Below are 23,144 nucleotides of genomic sequence, written 5' to 3' on the forward strand. Positions count from 1 at the left end.
AACGGAGACCTCCGATGGCCAAAGAGAAATTCAACCGCGACAAGCCGCATTGCAACATCGGCACGATTGGTCACGTTGACCATGGCAAGACGTCTTTGACGGCAGCGATCACGAAGATCCTTGCTGAAACGGGCGGCGCCACGTTCACGGCCTATGACCAGATCGACAAGGCGCCGGAAGAGCGCGCCCGCGGCATCACGATCAACACGGCCCACGTCGAGTATCAGACGAAGGCCCGCCACTATGCCCACGTCGATTGCCCCGGCCACGCTGACTATGTGAAGAACATGATCACGGGTGCGGCCCAGATGGATGGCGCCATCCTGGTTGTGTCGGCTGCCGACGGCCCGATGCCGCAGACCCGCGAGCACATCCTGCTCGCCCGTCAGGTTGGCGTTCCGGCGCTGGTTGTGTTCATGAACAAGGTCGACATGGTCGACGATCCGGAACTTCTGGATCTCGTGGAGATGGAAGTGCGCGAGCTTCTGTCGTCGTACCAGTTCCCGGGCGACACGATCCCGATCATCCGGGGTTCGGCGCTTGCGGCTCTGGAAGGCAAGACGCCGGAGATCGGCCGTGACGCCATCCTGAAGCTGATGGAAGCGGTTGACACCTACATTCCGCAGCCTGAGCGTCCGAAGGACCAGCCGTTCCTGATGCCGATCGAAGACGTGTTCTCGATCTCGGGCCGTGGCACGGTTGTGACCGGCCGCGTCGAGCGTGGCATCGTGAAGGTTGGCGAGGAAGTCGAGATCGTCGGCATCCGCGACACCATCAAGTCGACGGTGACGGGCGTTGAAATGTTCCGCAAGCTGCTCGACTCGGGTGAAGCTGGCGACAACATCGGCGCGCTGCTGCGCGGCATCGACCGTGAAGGCGTTGAGCGCGGCCAGGTTCTGTGCAAGCCGGGTTCCGTGAAGCCGCACAAGAAGTTCAAGGCGGAAGCCTACATCCTGACGAAGGAAGAGGGTGGCCGTCACACGCCGTTCTTTGCCAACTACCGTCCGCAGTTCTACTTCCGCACGACGGACGTGACGGGTGTCGTGACGCTGCCGGAAGGCACGGAAATGGTGATGCCTGGCGACAACATCTCGTTCGACGTCGAACTGATCACGCCGATCGCCATGGAAGAGAAGCTCCGCTTCGCCATCCGTGAAGGCGGCCGCACCGTCGGCGCCGGCGTCGTCGCCAAGATCACTGACTAAGGGCAGGGCAAACCATGCAACGCCAGAATATCCGGATCCGTCTCAAAGCGTTCGATTATCGCATTCTCGATAACTCGACCCGCGAGATCGTGAACACCGCGAAGCGCACCGGCGCACAGGTCCGTGGACCTGTGCCGCTTCCCACGCGCATCGAGAAGTTCACTGTGAACCGTTCGCCCCACGTGGACAAGAAAAGCCGCGAGCAGTTCGAGATGCGTACGCATCGCCGCCTGCTTGATATCGTGGATCCGACGCCGCAGACCGTGGACGCGCTGATGAAGCTCGACCTCGCCGCTGGCGTTGACGTTGAAATCAAGCTCTGAGTTTCAAAGAGCCTCTGGAGAGAAAAATGCGTTCAGGCCTTATCGCCAGAAAGCTGGGAATGACCCGGATCTACACGGAAGAGGGCGCGCAAGTGCCCGTGACCGTGTTGAAGGTGGACACTGTCCACGTGGTCGCCCACAGGACTGCTGAGAAGGATGGCTATTCGGCCATTCAGCTCGGCTCAGGTACACCCAAGATCAAGCGCCTGACCAAGGCTGAGCGCGGCCACTTCGCCAAGGCGAAGGTGGAGCCGAAGCGCAAGCTGCAGGAATTCCGCGTCGCCCCCGACATGGCTATGCCAGTCGGCGCCGAAGTGACCGCCGACCATTTCGTCGCCGGCCAGTTCGTCGACGTGACCGGCACCACCAAGGGCAAGGGTTTTGCCGGCGGTATGAAGCGCTGGAACTTCGGCGGTCTGCGTGCCACGCACGGCGTGTCCGTCAGCCACCGCTCCATCGGTTCCACGGGTAACCGTCAGGATCCGGGCAAGGTGTTCAAGAACAAGAAGATGCCGGGTCACCTCGGCGTCGAAACCGTGACCACGCAGAACGTCGAAGTCGTCAAGACCGACGCCGACCGCGGTCTCATCCTGCTCAAGGGCTCGGTTCCGGGCGCGCGTGGCGGCTGGGTCAGCCTCCGCGATGCGGTCAAGCGCAAGCTGCCGGAAGGTGCCCCGAAGCCGGGTGCCTTCAAGGCTGCTTCGGAAGCGCAAGGTTAAGTGAGGCGCTGAAATCATGAAACTCGACGTCAAGACACTCGAAGCAACATCAGCCGGTTCGGTTGAGCTGTCCGAGGCCATCTTTGGTCTCGATCCGCGCCACGACATCCTTCATCGCGTCGTGCAGTGGCAGCTGAACAAGCGTCAGCAGGGCACCCACCAGGCGAAGACACGCGCCGAGGTGGATCGCACCACCAAAAAGATGTACCGCCAGAAGGGCACCGGTGGCGCCCGTCACGGTTCGCGCAAGCCCGGTCTGTTCGTGGGCGGCGGCAAGGCCTTTGGCCCGCGCTTCCGCAGCCATGAAACGGCGCTGAACAAGAAGGTCCGCGCGCTTGGCCTCAAGCACGCCCTCTCGACCAAGGTGAAGGCTTCCGAGCTGATCATCGTGGACAAGGCGGAACTCGCGGAAGCCAAGACCAAGTCGGTCAAGGCGGTCTTCGAGAAGCTCGGCCTCGTCAACGCGCTGATCATCGACGGCGCGGTGCTGAACGAGGGCTTCGCCAAGGCAGCCCGCAACATTCCGAACATTGACGTGCTGCCCATCCAGGGCATCAACGTCTACGACATTCTCCGTCGCAAGAACCTGGTTCTGACGAAGGCGGCTGTCGAAGCTCTGGAGGCTCGCTTCAAATGAGCAAGGAACACTACTACAGCATCATCCTGTCCCCATCGATCACCGAAAAGGGCACGATGGTTTCGGCTTCCAACCAGATCGTCTTCAACGTCGCCCGCGACGCCACGAAGACGGAGATCAAGAAGGCCATCGAAGGTCTTTTCGGTGTGAAGGTGAAGGCCGTCAACACGCTCGTCCGCAAGGGCAAGCTCCGGACGTTCCGCGGACGCAAGTCCCTGCTGGGCGACAAGAAGAAGGCTTACGTCACGCTCGCCGAGGGCGAACGCCTCGACGTGACGACCGGTCTGTAAGGGTCAAGAACAATGGCACTCAAGACATTCAACCCCACCTCAGCCGGACGCCGCCACCTGATCCAGGTGGATCGTTCCGACCTCTTCAAGGGCAAGCCCGTGAAGAGCCTGGTGACGGGCCAGAAGAACAACGGCGGCCGTGGCAACACCGGCCGCGTCACCACCCGCGGCCAGGGCGGCGGCCACAAGCAGGCTTACCGCCTGATCGACTTCAAGCGCACGAAGCATGGCATGCCTGCCACGGTCGAGCGTCTTGAATACGATCCGAACCGCACCTCGTTCATCGCGCTGATCAAGTACGCCGATGGCACGCTCTCCTACATCCTGGCGCCGCAGCGCCTGGCCGTGGGCGATCAGGTCATCTCGGGTCCGAGCGTCGACGTGAAGCCCGGCAACGCGATGCCGATTGGCGCCGTTCCCGTGGGCACGATCGTGCACAACGTGGAAACGAAGCCCGGCTCCGGCGGTTCGCTCGCCCGCGCCGCTGGCACCTACGTGATGGTCGCAGGCCGCGATGGCGCCAACGTCATCATCAAGCTCAAGTCCGGTGAAACCCGCATGGTGCCGGCCATCGGCATGGCCTCCATCGGCGCCGTGTCGAACCCGGACCACCTCAACGAAGTGGTCGGCAAGGCCGGCCGCACCCGCTGGAAGGGCTGGCGCCCGATCTCGCGCGGTATTGCCCGCAACCCGGTCGACCATCCGAACGGTGGCCGTACCAACGGTGGTAAGCACTGGGCAACGCCGTGGGGCAAGCCGACCAAGGGCAAGAAGACACGCACCAACAAGCGTACGACCAAGATGATCGTGCGCAGCCGCCACGACCGCAAGAAGTCTTAAGGGGTAGCGCGACATGACACGCTCCGTATGGAAAGGCCCGTTCGTTGACGGGTATCTGCTGAAAAAGGCCGACGCCGCCCGCGGCTCGCGCCAGGCGATCAAGACGTGGAGCCGCCGCTCCACGATCCTGCCGAACTTTGTGGGCCTGACCTTTCAGGTTCACAATGGCAACAAGTTCATCCCCGTGCACGTGACCGAAGAAATGGTCGGTCACAAGCTCGGCGAGTTCGCACCGACCCGGACCTTCAAGGCCCATGGCGGTTCGGACAAGAAGGCCGCGGCCGGAAAGTAACGAGCCATGAGCAAGCCCAAGACAAAGCGCGCGCTGCCAGCCACCGAGGCCAAGGCGACCACCCGTTCGATCCGCATCAACACGCGCAAGCTGAATGATGTGGCGGCGGAAATCCGCGGCATGAAGGTGCAGAGGGCGCTCGCCCACCTGCAGTTCTCGCCGCGCCGCATCGCCAAGGACGTGAAGAAGACGCTGGAAAGCGCCATCGCCAACGCCGAGAACAACCACGACCTCGACATCAACAACCTGATTGTTGCCGAGGCCTGGACCGGCAAGAACCTGGTGATGAAGCGCTGGTTCCCGGATGCACGCGGCCGGGTCGGCCACATCCACAAATTCTTTTCTGAACTGACGATCGTCGTCCGGGAAGTGACTCCCGAAGCGAAGGAGGCCGCATAATGGGTCAGAAAGTCAATCCCATTGGCATGCGCCTGGGCGTAATCCGCACGTGGGATTCCCGCTGGTTCGCCAACAGCCGCGAATACGGCAAGCTCCTCCACGAGGACATGGCGATCCGCGAATACCTCAAGGCCGAGCTGAAGCAGGCTGGTGTCTCGAAGGTCATCATCGAGCGTCCGCACAAGAAGTGCCGCGTCACGATCTACTCGGCCCGTCCGGGCGTGGTGATCGGCAAGAAGGGCGCCGACATTGAAAAGCTGCGCAAGCGCGTGGCCGAAATGACGGGCTCGGAAGTGCACCTCAACATCGTTGAAGTGCGCAAGCCCGAGATCGACGCCACCCTGGTCGCCGACAACATTGCCCAGCAGCTCGAACGCCGCGTGGCCTTCCGCCGTGCGATGAAGCGTGCCGTGCAGTCGGCTCAGCGCATGGGCGCCCTCGGCATCAAGATCACCTGCGCCGGCCGTCTGGGCGGCGCCGAAATCGCCCGCACCGAATGGTACCGTGAAGGCCGCGTGCCGCTGCACACGCTGCGCGCCGACGTCGATTACGGTGTCGCCACAGCCCACACGGCCTACGGCACCAACGGCGTGAAGGTCTGGATCTTCAAGGGTGAAATCCTCGAGCACGACCCGATGGCCACCGACAAGCGCTTTGCGGAACAGCAGGAAGGCGGCGGAAGCCGTCCGCCGCGCCGCGAAGAGCGGAATTGAGACAGCGAGTAGATCATGCTGCAACCAAAGAAAACAAAGTACCGCAAGGCCCACAAGGGCCGCATCCATGGCAATGCCACGAGCTGCAATACGCTCGACTTCGGCAACTTCGGTCTCAAGGCTCTTGAGCCGGAGCGCCTGACGGCCCGCCAGATCGAAGCGGCCCGCCGCGCTCTTGCCCGTGGCATGAAGCGCGCCGGCCGCATCTGGATCCGTGTCTTCCCGGACGTTCCGGTCTCCAAGAAGCCAGCCGAAGTCCGCATGGGCTCCGGCAAGGGTTCCACGGAATACTGGGCCGCCCGCGTGAAGCCGGGCCGCGTGCTGTTCGAAATCGACGGCGTTCCGCGCAATGTCGCTGAGGAATCCCTCAGCCTTGCCGCCGCCAAGTTGCCCATCAAGACGCGCTTTGTTGCGCGCCTCGGTGAATAAGGGGAGAGAGCATCATGAAGATGAGTGACGTTCGCGCCCTCAGCAGCGACCAGATCAAGGACGAAATCCTGAAGCTCCGCAAGGAGCAGCTGAACCTGCGTTTCCAGCGCGCCTCAGGCCAGCTGGAAAAGACCAACCGCATCCGCCAGATCCGCCGCGACATCGCCCGTCTCAAGACGCAGGCGACCGTGTCGGCCAAGGCCAAGTAAGAGAGACGCAAGAACATGCCCAAGCGCATCCTGCAAGGTGTGGTCGTCAGCGACAAGAACGACAAGACCATCGTGGTGAAGGTGGAACGCCGCCTCCGCCATCCGGTGTTCAAGAAGACCGTGCGTGTGTCGAAGAAGTATCACGCCCATGACGAAAAGAATGAAGCCAAGGTTGGCGAGATCGTCCGCATCCAGGAGGCCCGGCCTCTGTCCAAGCAGAAGCGCTGGACACTGGTCGAGAAGGTCGACGCGGCCAAGGCTTGAACTGAACAGGTGAAACCATGATCCAACAAGAGACAAATCTCGACGTTGCCGACAATTCCGGTGCCCGCCGCGTTCAGTGCATCAAGGTGCTCGGCGGCTCCAAGCGCCGTTACGCTGGCGTGGGCGACATCATCGTCGTGTCGGTGAAGGATGCCATTCCGCGCGGTCGCGTGAAGAAGGGCGCCGTCATGAAGGCGATCGTCGTGCGCACCGCCAAGGACATCCGCCGTGCGGATGGTTCGGCGATCCGCTTCGACCGCAACGCCGCGGTCCTCATCAATGCCCAGGGCGAGCCCGTGGGCACGCGTATCTTCGGACCGGTTCCGCGTGAACTGCGTTCCAAGAACCAGATGAAGATCATCTCGCTCGCACCGGAGGTCCTCTAACATGGCTGCGAAGCTGAAAATCAAGAAGGGTGACAAGGTTGTTGTCATCGCCGGCAAGGACAAGGGCAAGCAGGGCGAAGTCCTGCGTGTCATCCCCACGGAAAACCGCGCCGTCGTCTCGGGTGTGAACGTTGCCAAGCGTCACACCAAGCAGACGCCGACCCAGGAAGGCGGCATCGTTCAGCAGAGCATGCCGATCCACATTTCGAACATCGCGCTGCGCGACCCGAAGGACGGCAAGCCGACCCGCGTGGGCTTCAAGACCCTCGCCGACGGCAAGAAAGTCCGCGTTGCCAAGCGTTCAGGAGAGACGATCAATGGCTGAGGAAAAGAAAGCCAAGCCGGCGGCCGCCAAGGCTGACAAGCCCGCCGCCAAGGCTGAGAAGGGCGCCAAGAAGGCTGCCGAGAAGTCTGGCGTGGCTGATGCCAATGCCGGCCTGCCGGAAAACTATGTGCCGCGCCTTCGCAAGTTCTACGACGAAACCGTGAAGCCCGACATGATCAAGCAGTTCGGCTACAAGAACGTCATGGAAGTGCCGAAGATCACCAAAATCGTCCTGAACATGGGCGTCGGTGAAGCCACGCAGGACTCCAAGTTGGTGAACGTCGCCGCTTCGGAACTGGAAAAGATCGCCGGCCAGAAGCCCGTGATCACCAAGTCCCGCAAGGCGATCGCGCAGTTCAAGATCCGCGAGAACCTGGCGATCGGCACCAAGGTGACGTTGCGCAAGACCCGCATGTACGAGTTCATGGACCGCCTCATCACCGTGGCCCTGCCGCGCGTGCGTGACTTCCGCGGCCTGACGGACCGTTCCTTCGACGGCCGTGGCAACTACGCCATGGGCATCAAGGAACACATCGTTTTCCCGGAAATCGACTACGACAAGATTGACCGGGTGTGGGGCATGGACGTGATCGTCTGCACGTCCGCGAAGACCGACGAGGAAGCCCGCGCGCTTCTCGCCGCCTTCAACTTCCCCTTCCGCAAGAGCCAGCGCAAAGCGGCTTAAGGAGAGAGTTTATTTCATGGCAAAGACAAGCTCGATCAACCGCAACGACAAGCGCCGCAAGATGGCGAAGTCTGCCGAAGGCAAGCGCAAGCGGCTGAAGGCCCTGATCCGCAACAAGACCACCCCGATGGAAGAGCGTTTCGCCGCTGTCCTGAGGCTGGCGGAAATGCCGCGCAACTCCGCCAAGGTGCGCATCCACAACCGCTGCGAAGTGACAGGCCGTTCGCGCGCCTATTACCGCAAACTCAAGATGTCGCGTATCGCGCTGCGCGATCTGGCCAACCAGGGTCTCATCCCCGGCATGGTCAAGTCGAGCTGGTAAGAGAGGATCAGGAATATGTCCATGAACATCAGTGATCCCGTCGGTGATATGCTGGCGCGCATCCGCAACGCTCAGGAGCGTGGCAAGAACAAGGTGGCCGTGCCGCCGTCCCGCCTGCGCGAGCGTGTGCTCGAAGTGCTGCACCGGGAAGGCTATATCCGCGGTTTCACCACCATCGAGAAGGACGGCAAGTCCGAGATCGAGGTTGAACTGAAGTATTTTGATGGCGCTCCCGTCATCAAGGAAATCCACCGTGTGTCGAAGCCCGGCCGCCGGGTCTACGCCTCTGTGTCCACTCTGCCGTCCGTTTACAATGGTCTCGGCATCTCCATCCTCTCCACGCCGAAGGGCGTGATGTCGGATGCCGATGCCCGCGCCCAGAACGTCGGCGGCGAAGTGCTCTGCACGGTCTTCTAAGGAAGCGAACGATGTCACGTATCGGCAAGAAAGCAGTCCCGGTTCCGGCAGGCGTCACGGTCAACGTGTCGGGCCAGACGGTATCGGTGAAGGGCCCGAAGGGCGAGCTCAAGGAAATCCTCAACGAGCAGGTTCTCGTGAAGATGGAGCAGGGCGGCGTCAAGGTGGACCCGATCAATGAATCCAAGCTGGCACGCTCCGCCTGGGGCATGTCGCGCACGCTCGTCGCCAACATGGTGAAGGGTGTGACGGATGGCTACACCAAGTCGCTGGAAATCAACGGCGTGGGTTACCGCGCCGCTGTCGCCGGCAAGAGCCTTCAGCTCAACCTCGGCTACAGCCACGACGTCAACTACCCGATCCCCGCAGGGATCGAGATCAAGACGCCGAAGCCCACGGAAATCGTGATCTCCGGCATCGACAAGCAGCAGGTTGGCCAGGTCGCCGCCGAAATCCGCGAATGGCGCGGCCCGGAACCCTACAAGGGCAAGGGCATCAAGTACGCCGGCGAACACATCTTCCGCAAGGAAGGGAAGAAGAAGTAAGGGACACGCATCATGGCGAAAGTCACTCCCCTCAATTTGCGCAAGGCCCGCGTCCGCAAGGCGCTTGCCGAGCGCCTCAACGGCCGCCCGCGCCTTTCGGTGCACCGGTCGTCCAAGAACATCTATGCCCAGGTCATTGATGATGCGAAGGGCGTGACTGTCGCCTTTGCCTCGACCATGGAAAAGGATTTCAAGGCCGGCAAGAAGACGGGCGCCGACAAGGCGGCCGCCGAAGCCATCGGCAAGCTCGTTGCCGAGCGCGCCATCAAGGCCGGAATCAAGGACGTCGTCTTCGACCGCGGCGGTTACATCTATCATGGGCGCATCAAGGCGCTCGCCGACGCCGCCCGTTCTGGCGGACTGAATTTCTAAGGATAGCGGAGCACACATGGCTAAGGAACGTGCCGAACGCGGTGAGCGCAAAGACCGCGGCGATCGCGACGAGAAGGACAGCGAGTTCATTGACAAGCTGGTCCACATCAACCGCGTCGCAAAGGTGGTGAAGGGCGGCAAGCGCTTTGGTTTCGCTGCTCTCGTCGTCGTCGGCGACCAGAAGGGCCGCGTCGGCTTCGGCCACGGCAAGGCGCGTGAAGTGCCGGAAGCTGTGCGCAAGGCCACCGAAGGTGCCAAGCGCGCGCTCATCCGGGTGCCGCTGCGCGAAGGCCGCACGCTGCATCATGACGTCAACGGACGCTGGGGTGCGGGCAAGGTCACGCTGCGCACGGCGCCGGCAGGTACCGGCATCATCGCCGGCGGCCCGATGCGCGCTGTCTTCGAAAGCCTGGGCATGGCCGACGTTGTCGCCAAGTCCACCGGTTCCTCGAACCCCTACAACATGGTGCGCGCCACGATCGACGCGCTCAAGAAGCAGACATCTCCGCGCATGGTGGCCAACCGCCGTGGCAAGAAGGTCTCTGACGTGCTGCGCCGTGGCGGTGACGCCGCTGCCGTGGCCGAATAAGACAGGACGTGAAAACCATGGCCAAGAAAGACGCTGGCAAGACGATCACCGTGCAGCAGATGGCGAGCGCGAACCGCAAGCCCGGCATCCAGCAGCAGACGTTGATCGGCCTCGGCCTCAACAAGATCCGCAGCACCTCGACCCTGCAGGACACGCCTGCGGTGCGCGGCATGATCGCCAAGGTCGCGCATCTCGTGCGCGTCGTGGAATAAGGAACAGTTGCGATGAAGCTCAACCAGATCAGCGACAACAAGGGTGCCCGCAAGACCCGCACCCGTGTGGGCCGCGGCATCGGCTCCGGCCTCGGCAAGACCGCAGGACGCGGCGGCAAGGGCCAGACGGCCCGCAAGGGCGGCGCCAAGGCCGGCTTTGAAGGCGGCCAGATGCCAATCTACCGCCGTCTGCCGAAGCGCGGCTTCAACAAGCCGAACCCGGTTGAATACAACGAGGTCAACCTCGCCCGTGTGCAGACCGCCATCGATTCGAAGAAGCTCGACGGCAAGTCTCCCATCACCGCTGCGGCACTCCTTGCTGCCGGTGTGATCTCCAAGCTGGAAAAGGGCGGTGTCCGCCTGATCGGCAAGGAGAAGTTCACCGCGAAGCTCGCTTTCGAAGTGTTCTACGCCACGAAGGGCGCCGTCGCTGCCGTTGAAAAGGCAGGCGGCAGCGTGAAGATCCTGCGCCCCGCGCCGGAAGCCAAGCAGGCTTGATAGCCTCCGCCGGGAAACCCACATAACGGGTTTCCCCGGCGGATATTGGAGCACGACCCATGGCATCGATGGCAGAACAGCTGGCTGCGAATATGAGCTTCAGCGCTCTTGCGAATTCGCAGGAGCTGAAGAATCGCATCTGGTTCACCCTGGGCGCACTGATCGTTTATCGCCTCGGCTCCTACATTCCGATTCCGGGTATCGATTCGCTCGCACTCGAGCAGTTTGCCACGCAGAATTCCGCCGGCATCCTGGGCTGGATGAACAGCCTCGCCGGTGGCGCGCTCGGCCGCATGGCCATCTTCGCCCTCAACGTGATGCCGTACATCTCGGCATCGATCATCATGCAGCTCATGACCAGCGTGTCGCCCACGCTGGAAGCCCTCAAGAAAGAGGGTGAGTCGGGCCGCAAGAAGATCAACCAGTACACCCGCTATTTCACCGTGCTGCTCGCCGCATTGCAGGCTTACGGAATCGCTGTCGGTCTCGAAGGGCAGAGCGGTATCGTCACCGATCCCGGAATCTTCTTCCGCGCCTCCACGGTCATCACGCTGACCGGTGGCACGCTCTTCCTGATGTGGCTCGGCGAACAGATCACCTCGCGCGGCATCGGCAACGGTGTGTCGCTGATCATCTTCTCTGGCATCGTGGCCAACCTGCCATCGGGTGTTGCGGCGTTGCTGGAGTTGGGCCGCACAGGCCAGATGTCGTTCTTCCTGATCCTTGCGATCATTGTGATGGCCTTCGCCGTCATTGCCTTCATCGTGCTGGTGGAGCGCGCCCAGCGCCGCCTCTTGATCCAGTATCCGAAGCGCCAGGTTGGCATGAAGATGACGCAGGCCGAATCCTCGCACCTGCCCATCAAGATCAACACGGCCGGCGTCATTCCGCCGATCTTCGCCTCGTCGTTGCTGCTGCTGCCCATCACGGTTGCCAACTTCTCCGCCGGCAAGGGTCCGGAATGGCTGAACCAGGTCACCGCCTTGCTCGGCCACGGCCGCCCGCTCTATCTCCTGCTGTTCGCAGCACTCATCGTCTTCTTCAGCTTCTTCCAGACCTCCATCATGTTCAACCCGAAGGAGACGGCGGATAACCTGAAGAAGTCCGGCGGCTTTATCCTTGGCATCCGTCCGGGCGAGAAGACTGCGGAATATCTAGACTGGATTCTCACGCGCCTCACCGTCATCGGTGCTGCATATCTCGTCTTTATCTGTCTCATTCCGGAATTCCTGGTCGGCTATTCGGGCATTCCCTTCTACTTCGGCGGCACCTCGCTGCTGATCGTTGTCAGTGTCACGCTGGATACTGTTGCCCAGTTGCAGGGCCACATGCTGGCGCAGCAGTATGGCAAGCTCCTTGAGAAGGCTTCTCTTCGGAGCAAGAAGAAATGAACATCATCTTGTTGGGGCCGCCCGGAGCGGGGAAGGGCACCCAGGCAAAGATCCTTGAAGAAAAGCACGGCCTGAAGCAGCTCTCCACCGGAGACATGCTGCGCGCGGCGATTGCCGCCGGGACGGACGTGGGCAAGAAGGCCAAGGCCATCATGGACCGCGGCGATCTGGTCTCCGACGACGTCATCATCGGCATCGTCTCCGAGCGCATGGACAAGCCCGACATCACCGCAGGCGTCACCTTCGACGGTTTCCCCCGCACCCCGGCCCAGGCAGAAGCCCTGGACAAGATGCTGGCGGGCCGGAAACAGAAGCTGGACGCCGTGATCGAGATGAAGGTCGACGACGAGGCGCTGGTGGAGCGCATCTCCGGCCGTTACACCTGCGCCAAGTGCGGGCAGGGCTACCACGAGAAATTTGCTCCGGCCAAGACGCCGGGCGTCTGCGACGTGTGTGGGGGAACCGAGTTCACCCGCCGTCCCGACGACAACGAAAAGACGGTCCGTGACCGTCTTCAGGTTTACAACAAGCAGACTGCTCCGCTGGTGGCGTACTACGCCGCCAAGGGCAACCTGCATGTGATCGACGGCATGGCCGATATCACCCGTGTAACGGGGGCGATCGGCTCGGTGCTGGAGAAGGTAAGGGGCTGAAAAGAGGGCCGTCTATTGGGGTTGACGCCTTGGCGATTCACCCCTATGGACCACCCAATTCCAGCTTTATAGGGGCTCGTTTGGGAGATTCTTCTTCCGGACGCGGCCTCACACGTTTGGGAAAATCGCGCGGAAACAACCCGCCGCACGGTAACCCGATGACACCAGTTTGGGCCTTTAAGCCCTTGAATTGATTGGGAGACTACCAGTGGCCCGTATTGCAGGCGTCAATATTCCGACCAACAAGCGCGTTGAAATCGCGCTGCGTTACATTCACGGCATTGGCCCGGTCAATGCCAAGATCATCTGCACCGAGGTCAAGATTCCGGCCTCCAAGCGCGTCAACGAACTGTCTGACGCCGAAGTGCTGGCGATCCGCGAAATCATCGATCGCGACTACACGGTGGAAGGCGATCTTCGCCGCGAAGTGTCGATCAACATCAAGCGCCTCACCGATCTCGGCACCTATCGTGGCATGCGCCACCGCAAGGGTCTGCCGGTCCGTGGCCAGCGCACCCATACAAACGCCCGCACCCGCAAGGGTCCGGCCAAGCCCATCCAGGGCAAGAAGAAGTGAGGCATCTGATCAATGGCTAAGGAAGCAGCAGCCCGTGGCGGCAAGCGCAAGGAACGCAAGAACGTCTCCTCCGGCGTGGTGCATGTGAACTCGTCGTTCAACAACACCATGATCACCATCACCGACGTGCAGGGCAACACCATTGCCTGGGCCTCGGCTGGCAAGCTCGGTTTCAAGGGTTCGCGCAAGTCCACGCCGTATGCAGCCCAGGTTGCCGGCGAGCAGGTGGCCCGCGCCGCCATGGAACACGGCATGCGCACGGTCGAAGTGGAAGTCTGCGGCCCGGGTTCGGGCCGTGAGTCGGCTCTCCGCGCCCTTCAGGCCGCCGGCCTGCAGGTGACGTCGATTCGCGACGTGACGCCGATCCCGCACAATGGTTGCCGCCCGCCGAAGCGCCGCCGCGTCTAACGGCCTGCTGAAGTGACATTGGCCGGGGTCTTCCCCGGCCTTCGACGGAATTGAAGTGGCAGGCGAATGCGCGCCTGCCGGAGGCTCTTGGGAACATGAACATGCAGGTCAATCAGAAGAACTGGCAGGAACTCATCCGCCCCAGCAAGATCGACATTCAGTCCGGCAAGGACAAGCGCCGCGTGGCGACCATCGTTGCCGAGCCGCTGGAGCGGGGTTTTGGAACGACGCTCGGCAACGCCCTGCGCCGCATCCTCCTGTCGTCGCTGCAGGGCGCTGCCGTGACGAGCGTGCACATCGACGGCGTTCTGCACGAGTTCTCCTCGATCGCCGGCGTCCGTGAGGACGTGACGGACATCGTCCTGAACATCAAGGAAATCGCTTTTGCGATGCATGCCGAAGGCCCCAAGCGCATTTCGCTGCGCAAGGAAGGCCCGGGCGTGGTCCGCGCCGGCGACATCCAGCAGACCTCGGACATCGCCATCCTGAACCCCGAGCACGTGATCTGCACCCTCGACCAGGGCGCGGAACTGCGCATGGAATTCACGGTCAACAACGGCAAGGGCTATGTGCCCGCCGAAAAGAACCGCCCCGAAGATGCCCCCATCGGCCTCATCCCGGTGGATTCGATCTACTCGCCGGTCCGCAAGGTGTCCTACCGCGTGGAAGCCACGCGCGAAGGCCAGGTGCTGGACTACGACAAGCTGATCATGACCGTTGAAACCAACGGCTCGGTCTCGCCGGAAGACGCCGTGGCCTACGCCGCCCGCATTCTGCAGGACCAGATCTCGGTCTTCATCAACTTCTCGGAACCCGTGCAGCACGTGGTCGAGGAGCAGCGTTCGGAACTGCCGTTCAACGCGGCACTCCTGAAGAAGGTGGACGAGCTGGAGCTCTCCGTCCGTTCCGCCAACTGCCTGAAGAACGACAACATCGTCTACATCGGCGATCTCATCCAGAAGACCGAGGCAGAGATGCTGCGCACGCCGAACTTCGGCCGCAAGTCGCTGAACGAGATCAAGGAAGTCCTGGCCCAGATGGGCCTCCATCTTGGCATGGAAGTGGCCAACTGGCCGCCGGAGAACATTGAAGAGCTCGCCAAGAAGCTTGAGACCCATTACTGATTTTTGAGGCAGCGCGCATTGCGCCCCGCCGTTGAGTTGAAGGAGAAGTAACATGCGTCATGGATTTAGCGGCCGCCGCTTTAACCGTACGTCCGAGCACCGCAACGCCATGTTCGCCAACATGTCGGCGTCGCTCATCAAGCACGAGCAGATCGTGACCACGCTGCCCAAGGCGAAGGACCTGCGTCCCATCGTCGAGAAGCTGGTGACGCTGGCCAAGAAGGGCGGGCTCCATGCACGCCGTCAGGCCATCTCCCAGATCAAGGACGAAGCACAGGTCCGCAAGCTGTTTGACGTGCTGGCAGCCCGCTACAAGGACCGCAAGGGCGGCTATCTCCGCATCATGAAGGCGGGCTTCCGCTACGGCGACAATGCCCCGGTGGCCGTCATTGAATTCGTCGACCGCGACGTCAACGAAAAGGGCAAGGACTCCGGCCCCAAGCAGGTCAAGGAAGAAGCCCCCGCCGAAGCCGCGGCATAAGCCGACGCTTCAGCAACGAATTGAAAAGGGCCCCGCATGGGGCCCTTTTTGTTGAAGCTCTCGCCATTGTGGCATCGTCCGCTGTGGACTGCCGGCTGAAAGGCGGAACGCTCCGCAGGGCCGTCCCTCACATCTCCAGCACATGATCGACGGCGACGATCTGGTGTTCGCCGTAGCCGTTGAAGCGCGTGGCCGTGGCGAGGCCGTAGGCGCCGAGGGTGCCGAATTCGATGTAGTCGCCCTCCCGCAACCCTTCCAGGATGTCGAGGCGGTGCGGCAGCACGTCCAGCGGATCGCAGGTGGGGCCGAAGACCTTCCACGACTTGGCGTGGCCTTCGATTTCCTTGCCGTCCCGCCACACGCGGAAGGGCGGGCGCAGGTCGGGTGCCTGCATGTATTCCATGAGCCCGCCATAGACGCCGTCATTGATGAAGATGTCATCGCCATCCGAGCACACCAGCTTCACCCTGGTGAGCAGCGACATGCACGTCGCCACCATGCCGCGGCCGGGCTCGCATTCGAGCCTGGGGTGCTGTGCGCCAAAGGTGCGCACCACGGCATTCTCGATGGCACGGAAGAACACCTCAGGTTCCGGCGCCGTGGACAGTTCATAGTTGGCCGGGAATCCGCCGCCCACATTCAAAACGCCGACCGACACTCCGGCCTGCGTGGCAATGCGCGCCGCAGCTTCGATGTGGCGCACGTAGACTTGCGGCTCCTTCGATTGCGAACCCGGATGGAAGGTGAGCACGGGCTGATAACCCAGCGCCACCACCTGCTGAAGCAATTCCACGCAGGTGTGTTCCGGTGCGCCGAACTTCGTGGAGAAATCATGGGCCGAGGAACCGCGGTCGCGCGGCAGCACCAGACGGACGGCAATCTCCACCGTCGCGTCGGCACCCAATACTTCGTGAATCTTCTGCAGTTCCTCGCGGCAATCCACCACGAAGCGGCGGCAGTGATAGCTCCGATACGCGGACTCGATCTCGCGGCGCGATTTCACCGGGTTGTGGTAATGGAAATGCGCCTTGGGCTGCACGGCATGCACCGCCGCCATTTCATGCACGCTCGCCACGTCCCAGGACGAGATACCGGCTTCGGCCAGCGTCGCCAGCACGTCCCGCGAGGGATTGCATTTCACCGCATAGGTGACGAGGCCGGGAAAGAGCGACAGGAACTGCTGCGCCCGTGACTTGAGTTCGGCGGCGGAAAAGCAGAACAGCGGCTCATCCGGCTGCTGCGCGGCGGCCACCTGGCCGGCATTTTCGTAGATGTTGCGTGGAGCGAACTGCGGCGTGATGACGGTGGCTGCGGACATGATTCCCTCCCAAGGTGAGCGGGAAACATGACGCTGACACGTGACGGCTGAAAGACGGCATTCTGTTGCCAATCGCCGAAAAGACCGTCATAATGACGGTATTTACGTCAGGATGCATAATGACGGCCAAGGACGATGAACTGCTCGGCCTGTTGCGACTCAACGCGCGCGAACCCGTGGCCTCGCTCGCCCGCAAACTCGGCCTGTCCCGCACCACGGTCCAGGACCGCCTCCGCCGGTTGGAAGAGAGCGGCGTCATCGCCGGTTATGCCGTGAAGTTGGGGGCGGACACCCGCGCCGCGGGCCTCGCCGCCATGATTTCGCTGGGGGCCGAGCCCAAGAAACAGATCGAGGTCTCCCGCGCCGTCTCACGCATTCCACAGGTGGAAACGCTCTATGCGGTGAGTGGCAAATTCGACTATGTGGCGCTGGTGCGGGCAGGCACGGCGGAGGAGATCGACCGCCTGATTGACCAGATGACGCAGTTGCCGGGCGTGATCGACGTGGAAACCTCAGTCATTTTGTCAACAAAACTGGATCGCAGATAACACTACGACGCGAAGGGCGATTTGCCGGCGCGCAACAAGGACGGACATCCATGCTTCGAGTTCTCTCGCTTTTCCTCCTGTGCATTGTGCTGGGGCAGGGGGCGCTTGCCCAGACCGCAAGACAGGTGCCGCAAACCCGCGCGGAGGTTTCGCTTTCCTTCGCCCCCGTGGTGAAGCGTGCAGCACCAGCAGTGGTGAACGTCTACGCCAAGACACTGGTGGCCGAGCGCCAGCCCGACCTGCAGGCAGACCCGTTCTTCCGCCGCTTCTTCGGCGAGAACGGAACCTTCGGGCGGCCGCGCGAACGGGTGAAGAATTCCCTCGGCTCCGGCGTGGTGGTCGATGGTTCGGGCGTCATCGTCACCAACAATCATGTGGTGGCCGGCGCCACGGAACTGCGTGTGGTCCTCGCCGACAAGCGCGAGTTCGAGGCCAAGGTGCTGCTGACGGACGATCGCACCGACCTTGCCGTCCTCAAGATCGATCTGAAGGATGAAGAACTGCCAGCCCTGCCGCTGTCCAATTCCGATGATCTCGAAGTGGGTGATCTCGTTCTCGCCATCGGCAATCCCTTCGGCGTGGGCCAGACCGTGACCAGCGGAATCGTTTCGGCACTCGCGCGCACCCGCGTGGGCGTCACCGACTACCAGTTCTTCATCCAGACCGATGCGGCCATCAATCCCGGAAACTCCGGTGGCGCGCTCGTCAACATGAAGGGCGAACTCGTCGGCATCAACACGGCCATCTTCTCGAAGTCGGGTGGCTCCATCGGCATCGGCTTCTCCATTCCCTCCAACATGGTGCAGACGGTGGTGGACAGCGCCGAGTCCGGCGATACGAAGATCCGTCGCCCCTGGCTTGGCGTGCAGTTGCAGGACGTGACGCCTGACCTGGCGGACAGCCTGGGTCTGGCACGGCCGGAAGGTGCGTTGATCGCCAAGCTGCATCCCGACAGCCCGCTCGCCGCGGCGGGGCTGAAGCGCGGCGATGTCATCATCGGCTTTGAAGGCCGCGCCATCGACAGTGCGCAGGAATTTGGCTTCCGCGTTGGCACGGCAAAGATCGGTGAAACGCGCATCGTCGAATACCGCCGCAACAACGAGGATTTCGAAACACGCCTTCACATGGTGGCCGCCCCGGAATCAACGCCCCGCGATGAATGGAAAATCACGGGCGACTCTCCCTTCCAGGGCATGACGGTGGCGAATCTTTCGCCATCGGTGGCGGAGGATGTCGGCATGGCGGCGGATGCCACCGGCGTGGTGGTGACTGCGGTCGATTCCGGCACCGCCCAGCGCTTCTTCAAGAAGGGTGATCTTCTGCTTCTCGTGAACCGCAAGGAAATCGACACGGTGAAGGACCTTCGTGACGCGCTGGCCGACGACCAGGGCCGCTGGTCCATCGCCATCGAACGCGGTGGCAAGCAGATCGCTGTCCGCTTCCGCTGATGAGCAACCTCTTCGACGCGGGCGGCGTAACGCGCGAGGGGCCCCGGCCGCTCGCCGACCGCCTGCGTCCCCAACGCCTCTCGGATGTGGTGGGCCAGGATCATCTGGTGGGTGAGGAGGGCACGCTCACGCGCATGCTCGCGGCAGGCCGTATTCCCTCGATCATCCTCTGGGGTCCGCCCGGTACGGGCAAGACCACCATGGCCCGCTTGCTGGCGGGCGAAACAGGTCTGGTCTTCGAGCAGATGTCGGCCATCTTCTCCGGCGTTGCAGACCTGAAGAAGGCATTCGAGCAGGCCCGCATGCGTCGGGAGCAGGGCCGCTCCACGCTGCTGTTCGTGGATGAGATTCACCGCTTCAACAAATCACAGCAGGATTCCTTCCTGCCCTTTGTTGAGGATGGCACCATCACATTGGTGGGCGCCACCACCGAGAACCCGTCGTTCGAGTTGAACGGCGCGCTCCTGTCCCGCTGCCAGGTGCTGGTGCTGAACCGGCTCGACGACGAAGCCCTCGATGCCCTTGTCCGCCGCGCCGAAGTGTTCGAGCGCCGTAGCCTGCCGCTCACGCCGGAATCGCGCTCGGCCCTCATCGCCATGGCCGATGGCGACGGCCGCTATTTCCTGAACCTGGTGGAAGAGGTGTTTGCAGGCGTGCCCGAAGGCGGGGCCGCACTCGCGCCCGAACAGCTGGGCAAGATCGTCGCCAAGCGCCTGCCGCTCTACGACAAGGCGGCCGATGGCCACTACAATCTCATTTCCGCCCTGCACAAGTCGGTGCGTGGCTCGGACCCTGATGCAGCACTCTATTATCTTGCGCGCATGCTGACAGCGGGCGAGGACCCGCTGTTCATCGCCCGCCGCCTGGTGCGCATGGCGAACGAAGACGTGGGGCTGGCGGACCCCGAAGCCGTGACTCAGGCGCTTGCCGCCAAGGATACCTACGAGTTCCTGGGTTCGCCGGAAGGCGAACTGGCCCTCGCGCAGGCCTGCGTCTACATCGCGGCCGCGCCGAAATCGAACGCGCTCTACACGGCCTTCAAGCAGGCGATGGCGAAGGCCCGAGAGACGGGCTCCCTGATGCCGCCGAAAACGATTCTCAATGCGCCGACGAAGATGATGAAGCAGCAGGAATACGGCGCAGGCTACCGCTACGACCACGACGAGCCCGAGGCCTTCTCCGGCCAGAACTATTTCCCCGACGCCATTCCCCGGCAGCGCTTCTACGATCCGGTGGAACGCGGGTTTGAGCGTGAGTTGAAGAAGCGGCTGGACTACTGGGCCAAGCTCCGCAAGGAGCGGGGCTGACCGAAGAACTCACATTGCCGCGCGGATCATCTCCGCCTGTTTTGCCAACGTAGCCTGATCCGCCATGCCGCCCACATGCGGCTTCACGGTGTCACCCGTCTTCAGCGGCAGCACGTGGAAATGCAGGTGGAACACCGTCTGCCCGGCTGCCTGTTCATTGTACTGGCGCACCTGGCAACCATCAGCGCGGAAAGCCTTCATGGCGGCGCGCGCCACCTTTTGAACCGTGGCCATGACGTGACCCAACACCGCAGGATCGGCATCCAGCAAATTGCGTGAACCCTGCTTCGGAATGACGAGGCAATGGCCTTCAACCATCGGCATCACATCCATGAAGGCATAGGTGTGGTCGTCTTCGTGGATCTTGTGGGAGGGAATCTCGCCCTTCAGGATCTTGGCAAAGATGTTGTTGGGATCATAGGCGGTCATGCGGTGCTCCCGTGTGCAAGCCAGTCGGCAAAATCCCTGAGCGCGCGCGCCGTATAGGCCCGCTTGCGCGCCACGCCCTTCTCGGTGTGCTTCATGCCCTTCGCCAGATAATCCGTAGGCGGAGGAAACAGCCCGAAGTTCACGTTCATCGGTTGGAACGAAGATTTCGCACCATCCGTCGTGACGAGGTGGCCGCCTGTGATGTGGTTGATGAGCGCACCATGGGCCGTGGTGGCGGGCGGAACCGTGAAAGCCTTGCCCAGGCGTTCGGCCGCCGCCATGCGGCCAGCCATGATGCCCATGGCCGCACTTTCCACATAGCCTTCGACGCCCGTGATCTGACCGGCAAAACGCAGGCGCGGATCAGCTTTGAGCCGCATGAAGCCATCCAGCACCTTCGGCGAATTGAGGAAGGTGTTGCGGTGCAGGCCGCCCAGACGCGCAAACTCCGCATTCTCCAGCCCAGGGATCGTCCGGAACACGCGCACCTGTTCGGCGTATTTCAGTTTCGTCTGGAAACCCACCATGTTGTAGAGAGTGCCCAGTGCATTGTCCTGGCGGAGCTGCACCACCGCATAGGCCTTGACCGTGGGGTTGTGGGCATTGGTGAGGCCCATGGGCTTCATCGGCCCGAAGCGCAGCGTCTCAGGTCCGCGCTCCGCCATGACCTCGATCGGGAGGCACCCGTCGAAGTAGGGCGTGGTCTTCTCCCATTCCTTGAAGTCTCCCTTGTCACCCTCGTTCAAGGCCGTGATGAAGGCCTCGTACTGCGCCTTGTCCATGGGGCAGTTGATGTAGTCTTTGCCCGTGCCGCCGGGCCCCACCTTGTCGTAGCGGGACTGGAACCAGGCCACATCCATGTTGATCGACTCGCGGTGGATGATGGGAGCGATGGCATCGAAGAAGGCAAGGTCGGCTTCGCCCGTCAGTCCGCGCACGGCCTCGGCCAGGGCAGGAGAGGTGAGGGGCCCCGTGGCGATGATGACCTTGTCCCATTCGGAAGGCGGCAGACCCGCCACTTCGCCGCGCGCGATCCGGATCAGCGGATGCGCCTCGATGCGCCGCGTCACCTCAGCCGAAAAACCGTCGCGGTCCACGGCGAGCGCGCCACCTGCGGGAACCTGATGCAGTGCCGCCACCTGCATGAGCAAGGAACCCGCCATGCGCATTTCCTCATGCAGCAGACCCACGGCATTCTGGTCCTTGTCGTCGCTGCGGAAGGAATTCGAACAGACGAGTTCGGCGAGGCCATCCGTCTTGTGGGCATCGGTGGCAACCACAGGCCGCATCTCGTGCAGCACCACAGGCACGCCAGCCTGCGCCAATGCCCAGGCTGCCTCAGATCCTGCCATGCCGCCGCCGATGACGTAAACGTCCTGCATCACACTCGCTGTCCCGTTGACCAAGGCGCTTCGACTACTCTTCAATCCCGTTCAATTCCAGTCCTTCCGCATTAACCACGGACGGCGACGAAGGATTTACGAAACCGTGATAGCGAGAGGCAAGACCAAGAGGGAATTGGCGTGGGCGGGTTTCTCAAGAACACTTCAGGCAACATGGCCGTGATCACGGCTCTTTGCGCAACGGCACTGCTGGGCGCCGCCGGCGTGGCGGTGGATTTCGTACGGCAGAACGACGAGGATACGGCCTATTCGGCGGCCGCCGATGCGGCGGCTCTTGCGGGTGCCGCTTTGATCCGTGAGCATACGGATTGGTCCGCCGGCAAGATCAAGACGGATGCAAAGGCCGAGGCGTTGAAAAGCTGGAAGGCAAATCTCACGCCATCGCTCTATGACCAGCTCAAAACGCCCGATGTGAAAATCGTCCACTCCGGCATGGAATGGACCGTCCGCGTCTCCTACGCCGGCACGATGCCGACGTCGCTGCTCGCGGTCACGGGCGTGACGTCCGTGCCGCTACGCGGGGAAGCCGTCTCGGCGGTGGGCCAGAACCAGACGCACTGGCAGTTCAATTTCGCCATCGACACATCATCATCCATGGGCATCGGCGCCACCCAGGCCGACATGGACGCCATGGTGGCGGACCCGAACATTGGCTGCATGTTTGCCTGCCATAATAGCGCCACCAATGCCGATACCGTGCACCAGGCCCGCATCGCAGGCTACAAACTCCGCCTCGACGTGGTCGACGAGGCGGTGGACAACACCATCGACATCATCAAGGGCAAGCCCTCGATCACGCCCAAGGCCGCGCTTTACGGAATCACCACCGGCATCACCGACCTCGTGAACGAGACGGCCAACCTCAACGACGTGAAGAACCACGATATCCAGGTGGCCTACATGAATGCCTCACTCGGCAACACGAACTACCGCGCTGCCATGGAAGAGCTGACCAGCAAGATCGGAACGGCGGGCGATGGCAGTTCCGCATCTAAACCTCGCAAGGTTGTCTTCATTGTCACCGACGGCATCCACGACACCACCGTGCCGGAACCCAACGTCGACTATTACTGGTGGGCTGACCATCAGCTTGGCACGCTGGACCCGTCCTTCTGCCAGGATATGAAGGACAAGGGCGTGATCGTCGGCGTTCTCTACATCAACTACATCGTGCCTGCCGGCTACGAGGGCGTGCTCACGGGCTATGAGAACAAGATCCTGCCCAACATGCAGGGCTGCGCCAGCGACGGCTTCTTCCACAACGCCACGGACAAGACCCAGTTGCAGGCGGCCTTCGCCGACATGCTGGCGAAAGCCTTCAATTCCGACGTACGCCTGACACAATAAACCCCTCGGACAGGCCTTCCCCCAGGGGAGGGCCGCCAG

General features: G+C 62.3%; 35 protein-coding genes. 32 read left to right on the forward strand and 3 right to left on the reverse strand.

Going from position 1 to position 23,144, the window contains the following annotated elements; all coding sequences use genetic code 11:
- Window positions 1–14: 14 nt before the first annotated feature.
- The 28 genes from tuf (at window position 15) to rplQ (ending at window position 15,305) form a co-directional block, all read left to right on the forward strand.
- Window positions 15–1,205, forward strand: a complete 1,191-nt coding sequence (tuf, locus tag IPM06_13820; protein MBK8771500.1) for an elongation factor Tu — start codon at window positions 15–17, stop codon at window positions 1,203–1,205.
- A gap of 14 nt (window positions 1,206–1,219) precedes the next feature.
- On the forward strand, window positions 1,220–1,528 hold the full coding sequence (gene rpsJ / locus IPM06_13825) for a 30S ribosomal protein S10 (GenBank protein MBK8771501.1): 309 nt from the start codon (window positions 1,220–1,222) through the stop codon (window positions 1,526–1,528).
- A gap of 26 nt (window positions 1,529–1,554) precedes the next feature.
- The gene (gene rplC / locus IPM06_13830) at window positions 1,555–2,247 is read left to right on the forward strand and encodes a 50S ribosomal protein L3 (protein MBK8771502.1); all 693 of its coding nucleotides are present in this window, start codon (window positions 1,555–1,557) and stop codon (window positions 2,245–2,247) included.
- Between the two features lie 16 nt (window positions 2,248–2,263).
- The gene (gene rplD, locus IPM06_13835) at window positions 2,264–2,884 is read left to right on the forward strand and encodes a 50S ribosomal protein L4 (GenBank protein ID MBK8771503.1); all 621 of its coding nucleotides are present in this window, start codon (window positions 2,264–2,266) and stop codon (window positions 2,882–2,884) included.
- On the forward strand, window positions 2,881–3,174 hold the full coding sequence (locus tag IPM06_13840; protein ID MBK8771504.1) for a 50S ribosomal protein L23: 294 nt from the start codon (window positions 2,881–2,883) through the stop codon (window positions 3,172–3,174). Before rplD ends, IPM06_13840 begins: the two co-directional genes overlap by 4 nt.
- 12 nt (window positions 3,175–3,186) lie before the next feature.
- Entirely contained in the window at window positions 3,187–4,014 is an 828-nt protein-coding gene (rplB, locus tag IPM06_13845) for a 50S ribosomal protein L2 (protein ID MBK8771505.1), read from the forward strand.
- 13 nt (window positions 4,015–4,027) lie between these two features.
- Complete coding sequence (rpsS, locus tag IPM06_13850) at window positions 4,028–4,306, forward strand: 30S ribosomal protein S19 (protein MBK8771506.1); 279 nt, start codon at window positions 4,028–4,030, stop codon at window positions 4,304–4,306.
- Between the two features lie 6 nt (window positions 4,307–4,312).
- The gene (gene rplV / locus IPM06_13855) at window positions 4,313–4,705 is read left to right on the forward strand and encodes a 50S ribosomal protein L22 (GenBank protein MBK8771507.1); all 393 of its coding nucleotides are present in this window, start codon (window positions 4,313–4,315) and stop codon (window positions 4,703–4,705) included.
- A complete protein-coding gene (rpsC, locus tag IPM06_13860) occupies window positions 4,705–5,418 on the forward strand; it encodes a 30S ribosomal protein S3 (GenBank protein ID MBK8771508.1) in 714 nt (237 codons plus the stop codon). Before rplV ends, rpsC begins: the two co-directional genes overlap by 1 nt.
- 15 nt (window positions 5,419–5,433) lie before the next feature.
- Window positions 5,434–5,847, forward strand: coding sequence for a 50S ribosomal protein L16 (gene rplP / locus IPM06_13865; protein MBK8771509.1), 414 nt, complete (start codon window positions 5,434–5,436; stop codon window positions 5,845–5,847).
- Between the two features lie 14 nt (window positions 5,848–5,861).
- Complete coding sequence (gene rpmC, locus IPM06_13870) at window positions 5,862–6,056, forward strand: 50S ribosomal protein L29 (protein ID MBK8771510.1); 195 nt, start codon at window positions 5,862–5,864, stop codon at window positions 6,054–6,056.
- Between the two features lie 15 nt (window positions 6,057–6,071).
- Window positions 6,072–6,320 carry a 30S ribosomal protein S17 gene (gene rpsQ, locus IPM06_13875; protein ID MBK8771511.1) on the forward strand — a complete coding sequence of 83 codons (249 nt, stop codon included), beginning with the start codon at window positions 6,072–6,074 and terminating at the stop codon, window positions 6,318–6,320.
- A gap of 17 nt (window positions 6,321–6,337) precedes the next feature.
- Window positions 6,338–6,706: a 50S ribosomal protein L14 gene (gene rplN / locus IPM06_13880; GenBank protein MBK8771512.1), complete on the forward strand. Its 369-nt coding sequence runs from the start codon at window positions 6,338–6,340 to the stop codon at window positions 6,704–6,706.
- A gap of 13 nt (window positions 6,707–6,719) precedes the next feature.
- Entirely contained in the window at window positions 6,720–7,031 is a 312-nt protein-coding gene (rplX, locus tag IPM06_13885; protein MBK8771513.1) for a 50S ribosomal protein L24, read from the forward strand.
- Window positions 7,032–7,158: 127 nt separating this feature from the next.
- The gene (gene rplE, locus IPM06_13890) at window positions 7,159–7,716 is read left to right on the forward strand and encodes a 50S ribosomal protein L5 (protein MBK8771514.1); all 558 of its coding nucleotides are present in this window, start codon (window positions 7,159–7,161) and stop codon (window positions 7,714–7,716) included.
- A 16-nt stretch (window positions 7,717–7,732) separates the two neighbouring features.
- The gene (rpsN, locus tag IPM06_13895; GenBank protein ID MBK8771515.1) at window positions 7,733–8,038 is read left to right on the forward strand and encodes a 30S ribosomal protein S14; all 306 of its coding nucleotides are present in this window, start codon (window positions 7,733–7,735) and stop codon (window positions 8,036–8,038) included.
- Between the two features lie 21 nt (window positions 8,039–8,059).
- Complete coding sequence (gene rpsH / locus IPM06_13900) at window positions 8,060–8,455, forward strand: 30S ribosomal protein S8 (GenBank protein MBK8771516.1); 396 nt, start codon at window positions 8,060–8,062, stop codon at window positions 8,453–8,455.
- Window positions 8,456–8,466: 11 nt separating this feature from the next.
- Window positions 8,467–9,000: a 50S ribosomal protein L6 gene (gene rplF / locus IPM06_13905; protein ID MBK8771517.1), complete on the forward strand. Its 534-nt coding sequence runs from the start codon at window positions 8,467–8,469 to the stop codon at window positions 8,998–9,000.
- 12 nt (window positions 9,001–9,012) lie between these two features.
- Window positions 9,013–9,372, forward strand: a complete 360-nt coding sequence (gene rplR / locus IPM06_13910; GenBank protein MBK8771518.1) for a 50S ribosomal protein L18 — start codon at window positions 9,013–9,015, stop codon at window positions 9,370–9,372.
- Between the two features lie 16 nt (window positions 9,373–9,388).
- Window positions 9,389–9,961, forward strand: a complete 573-nt coding sequence (gene rpsE / locus IPM06_13915) for a 30S ribosomal protein S5 (protein MBK8771519.1) — start codon at window positions 9,389–9,391, stop codon at window positions 9,959–9,961.
- Between the two features lie 17 nt (window positions 9,962–9,978).
- Complete coding sequence (gene rpmD, locus IPM06_13920) at window positions 9,979–10,173, forward strand: 50S ribosomal protein L30 (GenBank protein MBK8771520.1); 195 nt, start codon at window positions 9,979–9,981, stop codon at window positions 10,171–10,173.
- 12 nt (window positions 10,174–10,185) lie between these two features.
- Window positions 10,186–10,671 (forward strand): 50S ribosomal protein L15, encoded by a 486-nt coding sequence (locus IPM06_13925; GenBank protein MBK8771521.1) that lies wholly within the window; start codon window positions 10,186–10,188, stop codon window positions 10,669–10,671.
- A gap of 59 nt (window positions 10,672–10,730) precedes the next feature.
- Window positions 10,731–12,062, forward strand: coding sequence for a preprotein translocase subunit SecY (secY, locus tag IPM06_13930; protein ID MBK8771522.1), 1,332 nt, complete (start codon window positions 10,731–10,733; stop codon window positions 12,060–12,062).
- Window positions 12,059–12,715 (forward strand): adenylate kinase, encoded by a 657-nt coding sequence (locus IPM06_13935; protein ID MBK8771523.1) that lies wholly within the window; start codon window positions 12,059–12,061, stop codon window positions 12,713–12,715. The genes secY and IPM06_13935 overlap by 4 nt, the downstream gene beginning before the upstream one ends.
- Window positions 12,716–12,923: 208 nt before the next feature.
- Window positions 12,924–13,292, forward strand: a complete 369-nt coding sequence (rpsM, locus tag IPM06_13940; GenBank protein ID MBK8771524.1) for a 30S ribosomal protein S13 — start codon at window positions 12,924–12,926, stop codon at window positions 13,290–13,292.
- Between the two features lie 12 nt (window positions 13,293–13,304).
- A complete protein-coding gene (gene rpsK / locus IPM06_13945; protein ID MBK8771525.1) occupies window positions 13,305–13,700 on the forward strand; it encodes a 30S ribosomal protein S11 in 396 nt (131 codons plus the stop codon).
- A gap of 95 nt (window positions 13,701–13,795) precedes the next feature.
- Window positions 13,796–14,824, forward strand: coding sequence for a DNA-directed RNA polymerase subunit alpha (locus IPM06_13950; protein ID MBK8771526.1), 1,029 nt, complete (start codon window positions 13,796–13,798; stop codon window positions 14,822–14,824).
- 52 nt (window positions 14,825–14,876) lie between these two features.
- Complete coding sequence (rplQ, locus tag IPM06_13955) at window positions 14,877–15,305, forward strand: 50S ribosomal protein L17 (GenBank protein ID MBK8771527.1); 429 nt, start codon at window positions 14,877–14,879, stop codon at window positions 15,303–15,305.
- Window positions 15,306–15,432: 127 nt separating this feature from the next.
- On the opposite strand, the gene IPM06_13960 is transcribed toward rplQ, so the two are convergent.
- The gene (locus IPM06_13960) at window positions 15,433–16,623 is read right to left on the reverse strand and encodes a type III PLP-dependent enzyme (protein MBK8771528.1); all 1,191 of its coding nucleotides are present in this window, start codon (window positions 16,621–16,623) and stop codon (window positions 15,433–15,435) included.
- A 119-nt stretch (window positions 16,624–16,742) separates the two neighbouring features.
- Between IPM06_13960 and IPM06_13965 the strand changes: the two genes are divergently transcribed.
- From IPM06_13965 to IPM06_13975, 3 genes are read left to right on the forward strand one after another with little or no spacing between them, the layout of a single operon-like run.
- Window positions 16,743–17,171: an Lrp/AsnC family transcriptional regulator gene (locus IPM06_13965; protein MBK8771529.1), complete on the forward strand. Its 429-nt coding sequence runs from the start codon at window positions 16,743–16,745 to the stop codon at window positions 17,169–17,171.
- A 50-nt stretch (window positions 17,172–17,221) separates the two neighbouring features.
- Complete coding sequence (locus tag IPM06_13970; GenBank protein ID MBK8771530.1) at window positions 17,222–18,619, forward strand: DegQ family serine endoprotease; 1,398 nt, start codon at window positions 17,222–17,224, stop codon at window positions 18,617–18,619.
- Complete coding sequence (locus IPM06_13975) at window positions 18,619–19,926, forward strand: replication-associated recombination protein A (protein MBK8771531.1); 1,308 nt, start codon at window positions 18,619–18,621, stop codon at window positions 19,924–19,926. Before IPM06_13970 ends, IPM06_13975 begins: the two co-directional genes overlap by 1 nt.
- Before the next feature lie 9 nt (window positions 19,927–19,935).
- Here IPM06_13975 and IPM06_13980 read toward each other — a convergent pair whose 3' ends face one another.
- Both IPM06_13980 and trmFO read right to left on the reverse strand, forming a co-directional pair.
- A complete protein-coding gene (locus IPM06_13980) occupies window positions 19,936–20,355 on the reverse strand; it encodes an HIT family protein (GenBank protein ID MBK8771532.1) in 420 nt (139 codons plus the stop codon).
- Window positions 20,352–21,737 (reverse strand): methylenetetrahydrofolate--tRNA-(uracil(54)-C(5))-methyltransferase (FADH(2)-oxidizing) TrmFO, encoded by a 1,386-nt coding sequence (trmFO, locus tag IPM06_13985; protein MBK8771533.1) that lies wholly within the window; start codon window positions 21,735–21,737, stop codon window positions 20,352–20,354. The genes IPM06_13980 and trmFO overlap by 4 nt, the downstream gene beginning before the upstream one ends.
- Window positions 21,738–21,878: 141 nt before the next feature.
- Here trmFO and IPM06_13990 point away from each other — a divergent pair, with 141 nt between their 5' ends.
- On the forward strand, window positions 21,879–23,105 hold the full coding sequence (locus IPM06_13990) for a hypothetical protein (protein MBK8771534.1): 1,227 nt from the start codon (window positions 21,879–21,881) through the stop codon (window positions 23,103–23,105).
- Window positions 23,106–23,144 lie beyond the last annotated feature (39 nt).

Source organism: Hyphomicrobiales bacterium, from assembly GCA_016710435.1.
In the GTDB taxonomy this organism is placed as follows: domain Bacteria; phylum Pseudomonadota; class Alphaproteobacteria; order Rhizobiales; family Aestuariivirgaceae; genus Aestuariivirga.

Coding starts and splice junctions, on each gene's coding strand:
- tuf (MBK8771500.1), top strand. CDS start 15: ATGGCCAAAGAGAAATTCAACCGCGACAAGCCGCATTGCAACATCGGC.
- rpsJ (MBK8771501.1), top strand. CDS start 1,220: ATGCAACGCCAGAATATCCGGATCCGTCTCAAAGCGTTCGATTATCGC.
- rplC (MBK8771502.1), top strand. CDS start 1,555: ATGCGTTCAGGCCTTATCGCCAGAAAGCTGGGAATGACCCGGATCTAC.
- rplD (MBK8771503.1), top strand. CDS start 2,264: ATGAAACTCGACGTCAAGACACTCGAAGCAACATCAGCCGGTTCGGTT.
- IPM06_13840 (MBK8771504.1), top strand. CDS start 2,881: ATGAGCAAGGAACACTACTACAGCATCATCCTGTCCCCATCGATCACC.
- rplB (MBK8771505.1), top strand. CDS start 3,187: ATGGCACTCAAGACATTCAACCCCACCTCAGCCGGACGCCGCCACCTG.
- rpsS (MBK8771506.1), top strand. CDS start 4,028: ATGACACGCTCCGTATGGAAAGGCCCGTTCGTTGACGGGTATCTGCTG.
- rplV (MBK8771507.1), top strand. CDS start 4,313: ATGAGCAAGCCCAAGACAAAGCGCGCGCTGCCAGCCACCGAGGCCAAG.
- rpsC (MBK8771508.1), top strand. CDS start 4,705: ATGGGTCAGAAAGTCAATCCCATTGGCATGCGCCTGGGCGTAATCCGC.
- rplP (MBK8771509.1), top strand. CDS start 5,434: ATGCTGCAACCAAAGAAAACAAAGTACCGCAAGGCCCACAAGGGCCGC.
- rpmC (MBK8771510.1), top strand. CDS start 5,862: ATGAAGATGAGTGACGTTCGCGCCCTCAGCAGCGACCAGATCAAGGAC.
- rpsQ (MBK8771511.1), top strand. CDS start 6,072: ATGCCCAAGCGCATCCTGCAAGGTGTGGTCGTCAGCGACAAGAACGAC.
- rplN (MBK8771512.1), top strand. CDS start 6,338: ATGATCCAACAAGAGACAAATCTCGACGTTGCCGACAATTCCGGTGCC.
- rpsN (MBK8771515.1), top strand. CDS start 7,733: ATGGCAAAGACAAGCTCGATCAACCGCAACGACAAGCGCCGCAAGATG.
- rpsH (MBK8771516.1), top strand. CDS start 8,060: ATGAACATCAGTGATCCCGTCGGTGATATGCTGGCGCGCATCCGCAAC.
- rplF (MBK8771517.1), top strand. CDS start 8,467: ATGTCACGTATCGGCAAGAAAGCAGTCCCGGTTCCGGCAGGCGTCACG.
- rplR (MBK8771518.1), top strand. CDS start 9,013: ATGGCGAAAGTCACTCCCCTCAATTTGCGCAAGGCCCGCGTCCGCAAG.
- rpsE (MBK8771519.1), top strand. CDS start 9,389: ATGGCTAAGGAACGTGCCGAACGCGGTGAGCGCAAAGACCGCGGCGAT.
- rpmD (MBK8771520.1), top strand. CDS start 9,979: ATGGCCAAGAAAGACGCTGGCAAGACGATCACCGTGCAGCAGATGGCG.
- IPM06_13925 (MBK8771521.1), top strand. CDS start 10,186: ATGAAGCTCAACCAGATCAGCGACAACAAGGGTGCCCGCAAGACCCGC.
- secY (MBK8771522.1), top strand. CDS start 10,731: ATGGCATCGATGGCAGAACAGCTGGCTGCGAATATGAGCTTCAGCGCT.
- IPM06_13935 (MBK8771523.1), top strand. CDS start 12,059: ATGAACATCATCTTGTTGGGGCCGCCCGGAGCGGGGAAGGGCACCCAG.
- rpsK (MBK8771525.1), top strand. CDS start 13,305: ATGGCTAAGGAAGCAGCAGCCCGTGGCGGCAAGCGCAAGGAACGCAAG.
- IPM06_13950 (MBK8771526.1), top strand. CDS start 13,796: ATGAACATGCAGGTCAATCAGAAGAACTGGCAGGAACTCATCCGCCCC.
- rplQ (MBK8771527.1), top strand. CDS start 14,877: ATGCGTCATGGATTTAGCGGCCGCCGCTTTAACCGTACGTCCGAGCAC.
- IPM06_13960 (MBK8771528.1), bottom strand. CDS start 16,623: ATGTCCGCAGCCACCGTCATCACGCCGCAGTTCGCTCCACGCAACATC.
- IPM06_13965 (MBK8771529.1), top strand. CDS start 16,743: ATGACGGCCAAGGACGATGAACTGCTCGGCCTGTTGCGACTCAACGCG.
- IPM06_13970 (MBK8771530.1), top strand. CDS start 17,222: ATGCTTCGAGTTCTCTCGCTTTTCCTCCTGTGCATTGTGCTGGGGCAG.
- IPM06_13975 (MBK8771531.1), top strand. CDS start 18,619: ATGAGCAACCTCTTCGACGCGGGCGGCGTAACGCGCGAGGGGCCCCGG.
- IPM06_13980 (MBK8771532.1), bottom strand. CDS start 20,355: ATGACCGCCTATGATCCCAACAACATCTTTGCCAAGATCCTGAAGGGC.
- trmFO (MBK8771533.1), bottom strand. CDS start 21,737: ATGCAGGACGTTTACGTCATCGGCGGCGGCATGGCAGGATCTGAGGCA.